The sequence below is a fragment of the Oceaniradius stylonematis genome (assembly GCF_003149475.2).
Taxonomy (GTDB): domain Bacteria; phylum Pseudomonadota; class Alphaproteobacteria; order Rhizobiales; family Rhizobiaceae; genus Roseitalea; species Roseitalea stylonematis.
Genome location: NZ_QFWV02000002.1, coordinates 91,506 through 106,076 on the forward strand (window position 1 = coordinate 91,506; position 14,571 = coordinate 106,076).

Below are 14,571 nucleotides of genomic sequence, written 5' to 3' on the forward strand. Positions count from 1 at the left end.
ATCTGGCATTAACCCAATTCGAAACGGGAGCGGCTTGCCGCAGCACAAATTGACCGGTTACGGGGTGGGCAGGGGACTCGCCGGGCCATCCAGGGCGACCTGGATGGCCTCTTTTTTTGCCGTGGCGGCTGGCCTATCTGGCAAGCATGGCTGATCCAGACCGTATTCCCGGCACGCCGCCCTTGTCCGGTCACGACCCGTCCGGCGAAAATCCGTCCGATCACGTCCCGTCCGGTGATCGCCGGCCGTCGCCGGCTTTCAACCTGCACGGCGCGATCGTCCTGATGGCCGGCCTTTGCATCGGCGTTCACCTGATGCGCACGCTGGTCTTCGACGGCCAGATCGACCGCTGGCTGATCGTCAATTTCGCCTTCTTCCCCATCCGCTATGCGCCCGGCTATTTCCAGCTCGACTGGCCGACGCTCGTCTCGCCCTTCACCCACACGCTGCTGCATGGCGACTGGGTGCACCTGGGCTTCAACATGATCTGGCTCGTCGCCTTCGGCGCGCCGGTGGCCTACCGGCTTGGCTGGGCCCGTACGATCGCGTTGTGGGCGATCACGGCATTCGGCGCGGTCGTCCTGCACACCGCGCTCTATTTCGGCGACTGGGTGCCGCTGCTTGGCGCATCCGGCGCTGTCTCGGGCTTTCTGGGCGCCGCTGCCCGCTTCGGGTTCCGCGCCGACCGCCGCAATCCGCGCCGCGGCTTTGCCGGCCCGCTCCTGCCGCCGCTGGCATCGCTGCGCCAGCGCGGCGTTCTGGCATTCATCATCGTCTGGATGGTGATCAACTATGCCACCGGCGCCGATCTGTTCGGCCTCGCCGGCGGCGCGTCGATCGCCTGGGAAGCCCATATTGGCGGGCTCTTGACGGGCTTTTTCGCCATCGGCTGGCTCGACCGGCATCCGACCGCGCGCCGTCCGGCCTAACCCATTGGCTGGCTTGTCAAGCGCGGAACTTTCGCCGATGCTTTGCTTCTTTGAACGGCAGGAGGAGGTCGCGCAAATGTCGGTTGCCCGGATATTGGAAGAAAAGGGCTCGGACGTGTTCACCCTGTCCGAGGACGCCAGCATTCTCGACGCGGTGCGTGAGCTGGGCGATCACAAGGTGGGCGCCATGGTCGTCGCCGATACGGATCGCACGATCAAGGGCATCCTGTCGGAACGCGACGTGGTCGGCGCGATCGCGAAGCGGGGCGTCGGCGCGCTGTCTGAGCCGGTGTCGGCGCTGATGACGCGCAATGTGATCACCTGCACCGAGGACATGGCGATCAACACGCTGATGGAACTGATGACCACCGGCCGCTTCCGGCATTTGCCCGTCGAACGCGACGGCAAGCTGGCGGGGATCGTGTCGATCGGCGACGTCGTCAAGCGGCGGATCGCCGAGATCGAGCAGGAGGCGGCCGAAATCCGCCACTACATCACCTCGTCGGCCTAGGCCGTTCATCCGTTGCCATAGACCGTGGCCGGATCGAAGCGCGGCCGGTCGCCCTCATCGAAGGTCAGCCGCGCACCATTTTCGCCATCGCTGACGATATGGCGGTAAAAGCAGCTCTTGCGGCCCGTGTGGCAGGCCGAGCCGTGCCCGTCCGTGCGCACGGCAACAAGCACCACATCCTGGTCGCAATCGGTCCGCATTTCGGCGACGCGCTGGAGATTGCCCGAGGTCTCGCCCTTCTTCCAGAGTTGCCCGCGCGAGCGGGACCAGTAATGCGCGATGCCTGTCTCGAGCGTCAGCGCCAGCGCTTCGGCATTCATGTGGGCGACCATCAGCACCGTGCCGTCATCGGCGTCGGTAACGACGGCGGTCACAAGCCCGTCGGACGAAAAGCGCGGCCGGAAGACCGACCCGTCCTCGGTTTCGTTTGCGTCCGCCACGGGCGGTGCGAAGGGTGTGTTGGGGCTGGTCATGTCGACGCTCCAGGCCGCCGGGCGTCGGCAATCAAGCCCGACGCACAGGCGGCCGATATCAGCGGGTGCGGATCAGATCGGTGAAGCGGTTTTGCCATGCGGGATCGTCGAACGCGCCGGTGAACCGCGTGGTGATCGTCGTCGAGCCGTGCTTGCGGATGCCGCGCATCGCCATGCACATATGTTCGGCCTCGACCATCACGGCAACGCCGCGCGGCGCCAGCGCATCGTCGATGGATGTCGCGATCTGCGCCGTCATCGTCTCCTGGGTCTGAAGGCGCCGGGCAAAAATGTCGACCACCCGCACGATCTTGGAAAGGCCCAGCACGCGTTCGCGCGGCAGATAGGCGACATGCGCCTTTCCGATGATCGGCACCATGTGATGTTCGCAGTGCGAGTGGAACGCGATATCCTTGACCAGGACGATATCGTCATAGCCGGCCACTTCCTCGAATGTGCGGCCCAGAATGTCGGCCGGATCGCTGTCATAGCCGCCGAACATCTCCTCATAGGCCTTGACCACGCGCGCGGGCGTATCGATCAGCCCTTCGCGCGCCGGATCGTCGCCGATCCACTTCAGAAGCGTCAGGACGGCCGCTTCGGCCTCCGCGCGGCTCGGTTTTTCGTCAGAAGGGTGGGTAGAGGTCGGCGCGATGGCGTCCATATCCTGCTTCCTTGTTTGAGCACCGGTCTTGTTACGCACGAAAATCCAGCCGGACCGAATCTGCTCATGTTTCCCGGATCGGCACCGGCGCAGGCAACCCTTGCGCGTCGGCCCCTTCGCCGTGCCCTTGCCTGCGCGGCATCGCCCTTCCTATATATGTCGGGAGCGTTTGAAAACCATAGCGCCGTCCGGCGGAACCGGACCGCCAGGGCCATGGCAGCCGATGATCGACGACATCTACAACTCCCGCATCCTGGAACTCGCCGGAAACCCGCCGCCCGCCGGACGCCTCGAGGCGCCCGATGCGACCGCCAAGGCCCACTCGAAACTCTGCGGATCGACGGTGACGGTCGATCTGGCAGTCGAGGACGGCCGGGTGACGGCCTATGGCCAGGACGTCAAGGCTTGCGCGCTGGGCCAGGCCTCCTCAGCGGTGATGGCGCGCGAAATCGTCGGCACGCCGCTCGCCGAATTGCGGGCCTTGCGTGAAACCATGACGGCGATGCTGAAAAAGGGCGGCCCCGCGCCCGACGGCCGATTCGCCGATCTGGCGTGGCTCGAGCCGGTGCGCGACTATCCGGCGCGTCACGCATCGACGCTTCTGGTGTTCGACGCGGTGGTCGATGCGCTCGACCAGATCGAGGCGCGCGCAAGCGCGGCCTGATCGTGTGCGCCGATCATCCGCGCAGCGGCCGGACGCGCTCGCGCAACTGGCAGGGGCCATGGCCGAAAACGCCGGGCAGGGTGCTCGGCACCTCTCTTGTGCGGCTTTACCAGCTGACGCTTTCGGGCTTTGTCGGCAATTCCTGCCGCCACATGCCCACCTGTTCCGAATATGGCTATGAAGCGATTGCCCGGCACGGCCTGTTGACCGGCGCGATCCTCGCTGCCCGCCGTGTCGGCCGCTGCGGCCCGTTCGGAACATCGGGCATCGACAATGTGCCCGAGACGATCGCAGGGCCGCTTGCGGCGCTGCGCCATCGCCCCACACACTGAGGCGAAAAAACGCGGCACGGCGCGGTTGTGCCGTTTCTGTTTCGCATCCGTCCCGCTGGAGCGGTTCATCGTTAGCTGGAATCGTTTGAGCGCCGGGATTTTGTGGTCTGGCAAGGCGCGCAAGGCGACGCGGTGCAGGCACCGTTAGCCTTGCGCAACGCCGTCCAGAACGCAAAAGACCAAGCTCGGGCGATTGGCGGATATCGTTATCCGTCAATGGCTTGAGGCGTGACGGCTTGGCCGTCTTTTCCGCGGGCAGCAGCGTCGAAATCCTCACGCGATCGTCAGATCGCGCTGCGGTGTTCTCCTTGCTGCCGCGAAAAATCCTGTCCATCATTCCGCTTCCATCTAAAGATGAACCGCTCTAACTGTCTTGTTTAGAGGCGCAAATCCAGACACGGGAGCGGAGCGGCATGGCCGGCGCGGACCAGCCAAACTATTCCGAGACCGGCGGCCCGGCGATCTACGCCGAGGACGGCTCCATCCGTGCCGACTATCTCGATCAGGTGACCGCGGCCATCGCGGCGGGCAATGCCGAAACGCTCGGCGAGGTCACCGCGCCGCTGCACGAATCGGAGATGGGCGACCTTCTGGCGACGCTCGAACCGGCCGAACGCCAGGAACTTGTCGCGCTTCTGGGCGAGAGCTTCGACTATTCCGCCCTGACCGAAGTCGACGAGGCCATTCGCCTGGAAATCATCACGGTTCTGCCCAACGAGCAGATCGCGCTCGCTCTCCAGGAACTGGAAAGCGATGATGCGGTCTACATTCTCGAAGACATGGACGAGAGCGAGCAGGCCGACATCCTCGCCCGCATTCCGTTCACCGAACGCATCCGCCTGCGCCGCTCGCTCGACTATCCCGAGGAAAGCGCGGGCCGGCGCATGCAGGCCGATTTCGTCGCTGTCCCGCCCTATTGGAATGTCGGCCAGACGATCGACTATCTGCGCGACAATGCCGATCTGCCCGAACGGTTCAGCCAGATCTTCGTCATCGACCCGACGTTCCGGCTCGTGGGCGCCGTCGATCTCGACCGTATCCTTCGCGAACAGCGCGATGGCCGGATCGAGGAGATCATGCGCGAAACGCGCCATGCCGTCCCCGCCGAGATGGACCAGGAAGAGGCGGCGCAGATCTTCGAGCGCTACGACCTTCTGTCGGCCGCCGTCGTCGACGAGAACGAGCGTCTGGTCGGCGTTCTGACGATCGATGACGTCGTCGACGTGATCAACGAGGAGGCGCAGGAGGACATTTTGCGCCTGGGTGGCGTCGGCGACGAGGAATTGTCGGACTCCGTGGTCGAAACGACCAAGTCGCGCTTCACCTGGCTGCTGGTCAATCTGGGGACGGCGGTGCTCGCATCCGTCGTCATTGGCCTGTTCGATGCGACCATTCAGCAGATGGTGGCGCTGGCCGTGCTGATGCCGATCGTCGCCTCCATGGGCGGCAATGCGGGCACGCAGACCATGACGGTGACCGTGCGAGCGCTCGCGACCAAGGACCTCGACATCTACAATGCCGGCCGCATCATCCGCCGCGAACTGATGGTCGGCGTTCTGAACGGTGCGCTGTTCGCGCTTCTCATCGGCGTCGTGGCGACCGTCTGGTTTTCGACCATCGGCCTTGGCTTCGTGATCGCCATCGCGATGATCATTAACATGGTGTCCGCCGCGCTCGCGGGCATTTTCGTCCCGCTGATTCTCGACCGGCTCGGCGTCGACCCGGCCATCGCGTCCAGCGTTTTCGTCACCACCGTGACCGATGTCGTTGGCTTCTTTGCCTTTCTCGGCCTGGCCGCTTTGTGGTTCGGCATCTGAAGGTTGGGATCGGTCCCGTTGCGCAATTGACTTTTACGTAAGAATTTTTAAGCTGTATCGATTGAAACAGGTTGCACAGGCGCATGGCGCCCTTGGGGAACGAATGCGCGAATTCTACACCATAACCGAACTGACACGCGAATTCGGCGTTTCGACCCGAACCTTGCGCTTCTACGAGGACGAGGGGCTCATCGCACCGGTCCGTCGCGGCCGCACCCGCCTGTTCCGGCCCGGAGACCGGCACCTGATCAAGCAGATCATGCGCGGCAAGCGCCTGGGCTTTTCGATCGCCGAGATTCGCGAGATTGTTCAGATGTACAAGGAACCGCCGGGCGAGGCGGGCCAGATGCGGGCGATCGTCGATCGCGTCGAGGAAAAGCGCGCCGAACTGCGCCAGAAGCGCAAGGACATCGAGGAAACGCTGGCTGAACTCGATCAGGTCGAGGAAAATTGCCTCAACCGGCTGGCCGAACTGCGCGTGGCCTCCTGACGGGGCGGCCCGGGACGCCTTAAATCCAGCGGTTCACGCTTTTCTTGTAATCGCGGTAGGTTTTGCCGAAGCGTGCCTCCAGATGCGCTTCCTCGCGCTCGATGGCGAGCTTTTGCGTCGCGAACCCGTCGACGGGCGCCAGCAGCACCAGCCACCAGTTTCCGAAGAACAGGCCGATGCCGGCGATCAGCATCACATTGGCGACATAGATCGGATTCCGGCTGAACCGGAAGACGCCTTTCGTCACCAGATGGTCGGATTTCCGGTGCGGCAGAACGGTCGTCTTGGCCGCCGACATGGTGCGCATGGCGCTGACATCGACGATCAGCGCGACGATGATCAGGAACAGGCCAAGCCCGGTCAGCAGATCGCCCCACATGCCGGCGGGCCATCCAAGCGGGACGAACGCACCGAGCGCCACGCCGAGCACAACAAAGCCGATCAGCAGAACCGGCGGCCACGGGAACGTGCTTGGGCGGTCTTCGGGATGTTGCCGGTCGGTCATCGGTTGCGTCCATCGCCGGTAATGCCGGCCTCGAACGCACACTGGACGATGATCGCCGATGTCTCAAGGTCGCTCTGCGCGCTTGCCGGCTCGCTCAGCAGGCTTTCAAGCTTTCCGGCGGCTTCCAGTTCCGCTTCGGCGCAGGCGCAATAGACGGCGCATGGCTCCGCCTCGAACTGCGCGGTGCAGGCGGCGTTGCAACCCGCTGAAAAGCTTGGCGGCTGTGCGGGGAACGCAAGCGAGACCAGAAACACAAGCCCGATCAGGATCGGCTGGTGCAGCAGGTAGAAGGTCAGGCTCCAGCGCCCGAACAGGGCCAGAAGCCGGGACAGGGGACTGTTCGCCGACCAGCCTTCCGGCGTCAGGACGCGTGGCGGCGTGCGCGCGATGAAGACAAGCTTTGCCGCCGCCATGCCAGCCAGCACGGCCGAGAACCAGGGCAGGACCGGCACGAAATCGTTCGAACGCGGCGGCGTCGAGGAAAGGCCTGTCCAAACCATGCCAAGCGGCGTGAAGATCGGCGATTGCAGAAACGGGGTTCCAATGAAGATCGCCGCCGCGATCGCAGCCAGCGCCCACCAGGGCAGGCCCAGGAAGAACAGGCCCGCAAGGCTTGCGAACGCGATGTGATGCAGGATGCCGAAGAAGACGAAGGTCTCGCGGGTTGCGAACCATGTGGCGATGGTGATCAGCGCCGCGGCCGCGGCGATCTTCAGCCAGCGCCTTGCGAACGCAGGCCAGCGAATGCCGTTCGCATGGGCGAGCATGATGCCGACGCCGACCAGGAACAGGAACGAAGCGGCAATCGACCGGGCATAGTGTTTCAGGGCGCCCGTCGTCGATGTGCCGGGCTCCAGATAGCCGAAGAATTCGAGATCCCACGAGAAATGATAGGTCGCCATGGCGACGAGCGCGACGCCGCGGGCCACATCGAGCGCGTCGATGCGCTTGCGGGGCACCGTCTCGGTCGTCGAAACGTCCGTCATGACGGGCGCTTCCGGGCAGGGTGCGCAATCGCCGCGCCGCTGCCGGCGCGCGCGAAGAACAGGCCGGCCATGATCAGCCCGAGCGCGATCAGCATTTTCGGCTGCGGCTCTTCATCGAGAATCAGCACCCCCAGCAACACACCGAACGCCGGAATCATGTAGATCGACAGGGCAAACGTGGAAAAGCCGATCGCACGGATGAGCTGGTAGCGCATCACATAGGCAAGGCCGGTCGGAAACGCACCGAGATAGACAAGCGCCCAGATTGCCGAACCTGACGGCATCGCGGTCGGTACGCCGTCTACCAACGCGGCCAGCGGGATCAATAGCGCCGCGCCGACGCACAGCGCCAGAAACGCCATGCGCGTCGGCGGAATGTCGATGCGCCGCACCAGAAGACCGGAGGTCGAATAGCACAGCGAGGCGGCCAGCGTCGCCAATTGCGCCACGATGTGGGCGCCGCCGAGCCCGCCAATGGTCGCGCCGCCGACAAGCACGATGACGCCGGAAAAGCCGAGCGCCACCGCGATCAGCTTGAGTGCGTTGATCTTGTCGTCGACGGTGAACAGATGGCTGCCGACAAGCGCCATCAGCGGGCCGGTGCCCATCAGGAGTGCCAGCATGCCGGCATCGATCGTCAATCCGGCCCATGAAATCAGGAAGAAAGGCACGGCGACATTGAGCATCGCCATGGCCACCACAAGGCCCCAGACCTTCGCTGTATCGGGCAGCACCAACCCGCGCCAAAGGGCGTAGGGCGCCAGCACCAGGGCGCCGATGGTCACGCGGATCGCCGCCAGCCACAGCGGACCCGTGTGCGGCACGGCGATCTTGATCGCGATGAAGGCGGAGGCCCAGATGATCGCCACCAGCACCAAGAGGCTCACATCGATCGGGCCGGCCCTGCGGATCGTCCCGTCCGGCGCGGGCAGGACGGATGTCTGCTGGCTCATTTGGTGTTCCCTTGCGGTCCAAAGCGGTGGCACAGGCCGCAACGCCTTGCAAGGCCGGGGTGGCATTGAGGGCGTCAATGTTGCGGCGCACCTGTTTCAGGCCGCACTGCAGCGAACTCACGACAATCTTTGGTCGCAAATCCTAACCGGAATTAACCTCAGCCAAGCTGCGCAAGCCGCTGACTGCAATGCAAAAACGCCGATGACCGCGAGATGCGCGCGGAACCGTTGCCGCTTTTTCGCCATTTTTTGCACTTGCGGGCCCCCGGCGATCTGCCTATACGCCGCGCCACCAAGAGCCGATGGGAATGCCGTCCGCAGGGCGGCCAACAGGAGCACTCATGGATCGACACACTGCAAAGCCGGGCTGGAACCTCACAATGTGGGCCCTGGCCGGATTTGTCTTGGTCGCGCTGGCCGTCTACGTCGCCGGCGCCAAACCGGGCGGTGATCTGGTGGTCACGGAGACCACGGCCACCGCGTCCTGACGGGTCGTTCAACGGTCCAACGCACAATCGATGAGAAAAGGGCTGCCGTGCCGGCGGCCCTTCTTTTTTTGTCCGTGCTTGACCATGTCGCGCCCGTGGCACTTGATGTCGGTCCGGGCGGCGTCCGCCGCGTACGGCGCGCGGACAATGGCCGAATTCGGCAATCACGGTGGTGCCATGTTTCTTTCGGTGTTTGACCTCTACAAGATCGGCATCGGCCCGTCCTCGTCGCACACGATGGGACCGATGAGCGCCGCCGCGCGGTTTCTCGACGAGTTGAAGTCCGATGCCTGGCCCAGACCGTCCGGCGCCGTCGTGACCCGGCTCGGCGTTTCGCTACACGGCTCGCTCGCCTTTACCGGCGTCGGCCATGCCACCGATCGCGCGGTGATTCTCGGTCTGGCCGGCGAACGGCCCGATACGGTCGATCCCGACGCGATGCAGGCGATCCTCGACAGGGTGCGGGCGACCGGACGCGTCGAACCGCCCGGCCATTCCGGCTACGCCTTCGATGCCGATGCGGATCTGGTCTTGGACAAGGTCGAGGCGATGCCCGGCCACGCCAACGGTCTGGCGTTTTATGGCTATGACGATGACGGCCGGCTGCTCTTGAGGCGCGGCTACTATTCCGTCGGCGGCGGCTTCATCGTCGGCGAGGACGAGATTGCGGAGACGACGGTCTACGGCGCCAGGGCCGAGGACGATCACGTGCCGTACCCGTTCGCGAGCGCCGCCGAGATGTTGCAGATGGCGGACAAATCCGGCCTGTCCATCGCCGAGATGAAGCGCGCCAACGAGCTCGCCCGCGCGCCCGACAGCCATCTCGATGCGCGTCTCGATGCGGTCTGGGAGGCGATGGAGGGCTGCATCGAGCGCGGCATGAAGGCGACCGGCGAACTGCCCGGCGGGCTCAAGGTGCGCCGCCGTGCCGCCGTCCTGGCAGAAAAACTCACCGAGCGCGCCAAGTCCAACCGTTTCAATCCGATGGCCGCCAATGACTGGCTGACGGTCTATGCGATGGCTGTCAACGAGGAGAACGCGGCGGGCGGCCGCGTCGTCACCGCGCCCACCAACGGCGCGGCAGGCACGGTGCCGGCGGTGATCAAGTTCATGACGCAGTTCCACGAGGGCGCGACGAAGGAGGATGTGCGCACCTTCCTTCTGACATCGGCGGCGATCGGCGGGCTGATCAAGCACAATGCCTCGATCTCGGGGGCCGAGGTCGGCTGTCAGGGCGAGGTGGGCAGCGCTGCCGCGATGGCCGCCGCCGGTCTTGCCGCGGTGATGGGCGGCACGCCGCAGCAGATCGAAAACGCGGCGGAAATCGCGCTTGAGCATCATCTGGGCATGACCTGCGACCCGGTGGCCGGGCTTGTCCAGGTGCCCTGCATCGAGCGCAACGGCATCGCAGCGGTCAAGGCGGTCACTGCCGCTTCGCTGGCGATCAACGGCGATGGCGAGCATGTGGTGCCGCTCGACAATTGCATCGAGACGATGCGCCAGACCGGCGCCGACATGGATGTGCGCTACAAGGAAACATCGCTGGCGGGCCTGGCCGTCAACCTGCCGGCCTGCTGAACAGGCCTGTGGATGGCGGCACATGCCGCATTGATCCGCGCCGACGAGACGCCACATTGGACCGATGGCCCTGCACCTTCTCAAACTGTGCGTTGGCGCAGAGAGCGTCGAGGATCACCGCGCCTGGATCGAGGCGCGCATTGACGCGCTGCGCAAGGCCGGCCTGCCGCCCGAACAGACACACACCACACGGATGATCCCCAAACGCGCCGACGAGATCATCGGCACCGGGTCGCTCTACTGGGTGACCAAGGGCAAGGTGCAGAGCCGTCAGCGCATTGTCGACATCAGGCCGTTCGTCGATGCCCAGGGCATATCGCGCTGCGATCTGGTGCTCGATCCCGAACTGGTTCTGACCGTGCCGCAGCCGCGCCGTCCGTTCCAGGGCTGGCGCTATCTGAAAGCGGAGGATGCACCGCGTGATCTGTCCGACGCTGCCGCAGCGCTCGCCGAAATGCCGTCGGAGATGCGCGCCGAACTGTCGGAACTTGGGCTCCTGTAAGCTCACGGTGCGCCAATTTGGCCGGAATCGATCGAACGCATTCCATCTTGCATCCGCCGCACAGAACGCCATCTTGGCATCATGAGCAAATCACCGGTCAGAACCGATCGATCGGAACGCAGGCCCGAAGCCAAGACGTCGTCGTCGGGCGACATCGCCGCGTTCCTTAACGCGGCCAGGGCGGTCAAACCGGGCGAAGGCGGCGCCGGCCGCATCGTGCTGGCGCTCGACGCCACGATGAGCCGCCAGCCGACATGGGACATGGCGTCCGCCATCCAGGCCGAGATGTTCGAGAGCGTTGCAAGCTCCACCGCGCTGACCATGCAGCTTGTCTATTTTCGCGGATTCGGCGAATGCCGCGCCTCGCGCTGGGCGCAAAACGGCCGCGAGCTCGGCACCATGATGACCCGGATCGACTGCCGCGCCGGCCGCACCCAGATCGGCAAGGTACTCAAGCATGCGCTCAAGGAGCACGGCAAGTCGCCGATCTCGGCGCTGATCTATATTGGCGATGCGATGGAGGAGGACGCCGATGCGCTTGGCCATGTGGCCGGCCAGCTCGGCGTACGCGGCGTGCCCGCCTTCATCTTCCAGGAAGGCCGCGAGCCGGGCGCTGAGCTTGTGTTCCGGGAGATTGCCCGGCTGACGCGCGGCGGCTGGTTCCGCTTCGATCCGTCCTCGCCCAGGGTGCTTGCCGACCTCCTCAAATCCATCGCCGTCTATGCGACCGGCGGGCTGAAGGCGCTGGAAGCGCGGGGCACGGGGTCCGACAAACGGCTCCTGACCCAGCTCAAGGGAGGCGCGTCGGGACGATGAACGCGCTGCTCGTGCTGATCGGAACGCTCGGTTTCGCAGGGCTGGCGGTCTGGTACTTCGTCGTCACGCCGCCCGAAAAGGTTGCCCGGACGTTGCGCTATGTGGTGCCGGCCCTGGTCGCGCTGCTCGGCGTCATCATGACCCTGACGGGCCGGATCGGACTTGGCGCGCCGCTTCTGTTTTTCGCCTACGCGCTGTTTGCCCGGGCGCGGCGGACCGCCAGCGTTCGCGCAACGCCGGGTCAGCGATCGACAGTACGCAGCGCCATGCTGGAAATGATGCTCGACCACGATACTGGAGAGATGGACGGCATGGTGCTCGGCGGCACGTTCGAGGGCCGCCAGTTGAACCAGATGAGCGAAGCCGAACTTTTGGAGCTTGCGCGCGAGGTGCGCGACGACGCCGAAAGCGCGCAGCTATTGGAGGCGTATCTTGACCGCCGCATGCCCGGCTGGCGCGACGACGCGGAGCCGGACGACACCGCGCGGCAGAGAAGCACGGCTGAGGCGGGCGCCATGACAGAGCAGGAGGCCTACCAGATCCTTGGCCTTGAGCCGGGGGCGGATCTTGCCGCGATCCGAAAGGCCCATCGCAGCCTGATGCAGCGCGTCCACCCCGATCTCGGCGGCAGTTCCTTTTTGGCGCAGCGGATTAACGAGGCGAAGGATTTTCTGTTGCGGCTTCATGGCGAGCGGTCCTGATACGCGGATACAAAAACGGGACGGCGAAATGCCGCGGCACTAGTTCTGGTAGGCGAGGCACGAATAGTTGTGGCTCTTGAGCGCCGAACAGGCGTTCCATGCCTGCGACTTCGACGCAAAGCCGGCAAAGCGCGCCCTGTGGTAGGTCACGCCGCTCTTGACGAACTGCTCGACGAACGGCTCGCGTGCACCGAGAATGCCCGGCGCGCGGGCCTGTGCGACGCGCAGATAATCGACCGCCTGGTCCTGCGTTTCGAGCGCCGCAATCTGGATCACCCAGCCCGAACGGCTTTCGGCCGTTGCGGTCACGATCGGGTCGACGCTGGCGCGCGGCTGCGGTGTCGGCGCGTAGGCGACGACGGGCGCGGCCGGCGCGGGCGCGGCCTCCGCCACCCGGTCGGTGAAGGCTGGAATTGGCAGGCGGTTGAGCGGGATCGAGGCGATCGACGCGCCGCGGATGGCGAAATTGGTCGAACCGTTGCGCGCGATCAGCGGGCCGCGATCGCGGCGCGATGCCTTGGGGAAGTATTGGGCGACCAACTTTTCCATCTGGGCGTTGCGCGATGCGCCGGTGCGCCCACCCATCACCACGGCGACGATCGAGCGGCCATTGTGGTTGACCGACGTCACCAGGTTGAAACCTGACGCGCGGATGTAGCCGGTCTTGATGCCATCGACGCCACGCACGCGGCCAAGAAGGCGGTTGTGGTTGCGGTGGGTTACGCCCGCATAGCGGAACGAGCGCGTCGAGAACATATCGAACTGGCGCGGGAAATGCTCCTGCAAGGCGATGCCGAGGCGCGCCATGTCGCGTGCCGTGGTCACCTGGCGTGAATTGGGCAGTCCGGACGCGTTGCGGAACGTCGTCGAACTCATGCCGAGCTGCCGTGCCTTGCGCGTCATCATCTGCGCGAATTCGCTTTCGGTGCCGCCAAGATGTTCGGCGACGGCGGCGGCGACATCATTGGCCGACTTGGTGATCAGCGCCTTGATGGCGTTTTCCGCCGTGATCGTACCGCCGGCCCGTATGCCGAGCTTCGAGGGAATCATGGATGCCGCGTGGGGCGAGATGCGGATCGGCGTGTTGGGCCGCAGCTTTCCCTGCTCCATGGCCTCGAACATCATGTAGACCGTCATCATCTTGGTCAGCGATGCGGGAAAACGCTGGCTGTCGGCGCGATAGGCATAAAGCGTTTCGCCGGTGTTGGCGTCGATGACGATGCCGGCATATTTGGGATTGGCCTTGGCGGGCGAGGGGGCCGCAGCGGCAAGGCACAGCGCAATCAGGGCAAGAGCGACAAGGCGGACAGGCGCAAACGCAGCGCCGGAGGCGAGGGGTGACTGGAACACGGGCGGGCACTCTCGTTACACGGGACGCACACGGCCGGACGGGCCGGCAAACTGGAAAGAGGCTACGGCGCCAGCGTTACCAATCGGTTTATGGTAACCGGTTCCTTGACCGAACCTGTTCGATTTGTGTCAAAGTTTTTTTGTGCAATGCAAAAAATTCTTGCATTTTTGTGCAGTGCACACTATACAGGGTGCGAGGACGTCATCGCGTCACGATGCCGACCCGAGATAAATGCAAACCGACAGGTGACACCATGATGAAAGCATTTGAAGATATGAGCAAATCCAACAAGGAAATGATGGACAGCTCGCTGAAGAGCTATGCGGCCGTGACCAAGGGCATGCAGGCCATCGCCACCGAAGCCACCGACTATTCGAAGGCTTCCTACGAAGCCGGTGCCGCCGCTTTTGAAAAGCTGGCCGCTTCCAAGTCGCTGGAAAAGGCAATGGAAGTTCAGACCGAATACGCCAAGTCGGCTTATGAAGGTCTGGTCGCTCAGGCCACCAAGATGGGTGAACTCTACACCGATCTGGCCAAAGAAGCCTACAAGCCCTTCGAAGGCATGGTTCCCGCAGCCACCAAGTAAGCTGTGTCGAATCGGGCGCGCGTTTCAACGCTGCGCCGCCATCAGGCCCGCGCGCTCCGGCACGCGGGTCTTTTTCGTTGCCGGACGCGGCAAGCGAAATCGGCCGCCCATTGACACCGATCTGTGTCTTGCGCCTCGATGGCAGGGACTTAAAATGCGCTGAATACGACCTAGATAATGCGGGAATCGGACCCACCGGTTAATCCAGACGACCAATCGAAACCG

Annotated in this window: 18 protein-coding genes; 12 read left to right on the forward strand and 6 right to left on the reverse strand. The window is 64.5% G+C overall.

Going from position 1 to position 14,571, the window contains the following annotated elements:
* The first annotated feature begins 146 nt into the window (after positions 1-146).
* Both DEM25_RS01900 and DEM25_RS01905 read left to right on the forward strand, forming a co-directional pair.
* The gene (locus DEM25_RS01900; RefSeq protein WP_109768031.1) at positions 147-929 is read left to right on the forward strand and encodes a rhomboid family intramembrane serine protease; all 783 of its coding nucleotides are present in this window, start codon (positions 147-149) and stop codon (positions 927-929) included.
* A gap of 76 nt (positions 930-1,005) precedes the next feature.
* The gene (locus DEM25_RS01905) at positions 1,006-1,440 is read left to right on the forward strand and encodes a CBS domain-containing protein (protein WP_109768030.1); all 435 of its coding nucleotides are present in this window, start codon (positions 1,006-1,008) and stop codon (positions 1,438-1,440) included.
* Positions 1,441-1,445: 5 nt separating this feature from the next.
* On the opposite strand, the gene hisI is transcribed toward DEM25_RS01905, so the two are convergent.
* Both hisI and folE read right to left on the reverse strand, forming a co-directional pair.
* Complete coding sequence (gene hisI, locus DEM25_RS01910) at positions 1,446-1,913, reverse strand: phosphoribosyl-AMP cyclohydrolase (RefSeq protein WP_109767930.1); 468 nt, start codon at positions 1,911-1,913, stop codon at positions 1,446-1,448.
* A gap of 58 nt (positions 1,914-1,971) precedes the next feature.
* A complete protein-coding gene (gene folE / locus DEM25_RS01915; protein WP_109767929.1) occupies positions 1,972-2,577 on the reverse strand; it encodes a GTP cyclohydrolase I FolE in 606 nt (201 codons plus the stop codon).
* Between the two features lie 223 nt (positions 2,578-2,800).
* On the opposite strand from folE, the gene DEM25_RS01920 reads away from it, so the two are divergent.
* From DEM25_RS01920 to DEM25_RS01935, 4 genes are all read left to right on the forward strand, one after another.
* The gene (locus DEM25_RS01920) at positions 2,801-3,241 is read left to right on the forward strand and encodes an iron-sulfur cluster assembly scaffold protein (protein WP_109767928.1); all 441 of its coding nucleotides are present in this window, start codon (positions 2,801-2,803) and stop codon (positions 3,239-3,241) included.
* Between the two features lie 2 nt (positions 3,242-3,243).
* The gene (yidD, locus tag DEM25_RS01925; protein ID WP_109767927.1) at positions 3,244-3,573 is read left to right on the forward strand and encodes a membrane protein insertion efficiency factor YidD; all 330 of its coding nucleotides are present in this window, start codon (positions 3,244-3,246) and stop codon (positions 3,571-3,573) included.
* A 413-nt stretch (positions 3,574-3,986) separates the two neighbouring features.
* Positions 3,987-5,390, forward strand: coding sequence for a magnesium transporter (mgtE, locus tag DEM25_RS01930; RefSeq protein ID WP_109767926.1), 1,404 nt, complete (start codon positions 3,987-3,989; stop codon positions 5,388-5,390).
* Positions 5,391-5,493: 103 nt separating this feature from the next.
* Positions 5,494-5,880, forward strand: coding sequence for a MerR family transcriptional regulator (locus tag DEM25_RS01935; protein ID WP_109767925.1), 387 nt, complete (start codon positions 5,494-5,496; stop codon positions 5,878-5,880).
* Positions 5,881-5,899: 19 nt separating this feature from the next.
* Here DEM25_RS01935 and DEM25_RS01940 read toward each other — a convergent pair whose 3' ends face one another.
* From DEM25_RS01940 to DEM25_RS01950, 3 genes are read right to left on the reverse strand one after another with little or no spacing between them, the layout of a single operon-like run.
* Entirely contained in the window at positions 5,900-6,385 is a 486-nt protein-coding gene (locus tag DEM25_RS01940) for a methyltransferase family protein (protein ID WP_109767924.1), read from the reverse strand.
* A complete protein-coding gene (locus DEM25_RS01945) occupies positions 6,382-7,371 on the reverse strand; it encodes a heparan-alpha-glucosaminide N-acetyltransferase (RefSeq protein WP_109767923.1) in 990 nt (329 codons plus the stop codon). Before DEM25_RS01945 ends, DEM25_RS01940 begins: the two co-directional genes overlap by 4 nt.
* Positions 7,368-8,324, reverse strand: a complete 957-nt coding sequence (locus DEM25_RS01950) for a DMT family transporter (RefSeq protein WP_109767922.1) — start codon at positions 8,322-8,324, stop codon at positions 7,368-7,370. Before DEM25_RS01950 ends, DEM25_RS01945 begins: the two co-directional genes overlap by 4 nt.
* A 341-nt stretch (positions 8,325-8,665) precedes the next feature.
* Here DEM25_RS01950 and DEM25_RS17705 point away from each other — a divergent pair, with 341 nt between their 5' ends.
* The 5 genes from DEM25_RS17705 (at position 8,666) to DEM25_RS01970 (ending at position 12,409) form a co-directional block, all read left to right on the forward strand.
* On the forward strand, positions 8,666-8,812 hold the full coding sequence (locus DEM25_RS17705; protein WP_158585138.1) for a hypothetical protein: 147 nt from the start codon (positions 8,666-8,668) through the stop codon (positions 8,810-8,812).
* Positions 8,813-8,989: 177 nt separating this feature from the next.
* A complete protein-coding gene (locus DEM25_RS01955; protein ID WP_109768029.1) occupies positions 8,990-10,390 on the forward strand; it encodes an L-serine ammonia-lyase in 1,401 nt (466 codons plus the stop codon).
* A 64-nt stretch (positions 10,391-10,454) separates the two neighbouring features.
* Positions 10,455-10,892, forward strand: a complete 438-nt coding sequence (locus DEM25_RS01960) for a DUF1489 family protein (protein ID WP_109767920.1) — start codon at positions 10,455-10,457, stop codon at positions 10,890-10,892.
* Positions 10,893-10,973: 81 nt separating this feature from the next.
* Entirely contained in the window at positions 10,974-11,708 is a 735-nt protein-coding gene (locus DEM25_RS01965; protein WP_109767919.1) for a thioredoxin domain-containing protein, read from the forward strand.
* Positions 11,705-12,409 carry a DnaJ domain-containing protein gene (locus DEM25_RS01970; protein ID WP_109767918.1) on the forward strand — a complete coding sequence of 235 codons (705 nt, stop codon included), beginning with the start codon at positions 11,705-11,707 and terminating at the stop codon, positions 12,407-12,409. Before DEM25_RS01965 ends, DEM25_RS01970 begins: the two co-directional genes overlap by 4 nt.
* A gap of 39 nt (positions 12,410-12,448) precedes the next feature.
* Here DEM25_RS01970 and DEM25_RS01975 read toward each other — a convergent pair whose 3' ends face one another.
* Positions 12,449-13,759: a D-alanyl-D-alanine carboxypeptidase gene (locus tag DEM25_RS01975; protein ID WP_109767917.1), complete on the reverse strand. Its 1,311-nt coding sequence runs from the start codon at positions 13,757-13,759 to the stop codon at positions 12,449-12,451.
* 254 nt (positions 13,760-14,013) lie between these two features.
* On the opposite strand from DEM25_RS01975, the gene DEM25_RS01980 reads away from it, so the two are divergent.
* A complete protein-coding gene (locus DEM25_RS01980; protein ID WP_109767916.1) occupies positions 14,014-14,346 on the forward strand; it encodes a phasin family protein in 333 nt (110 codons plus the stop codon).
* Positions 14,347-14,571 lie beyond the last annotated feature (225 nt).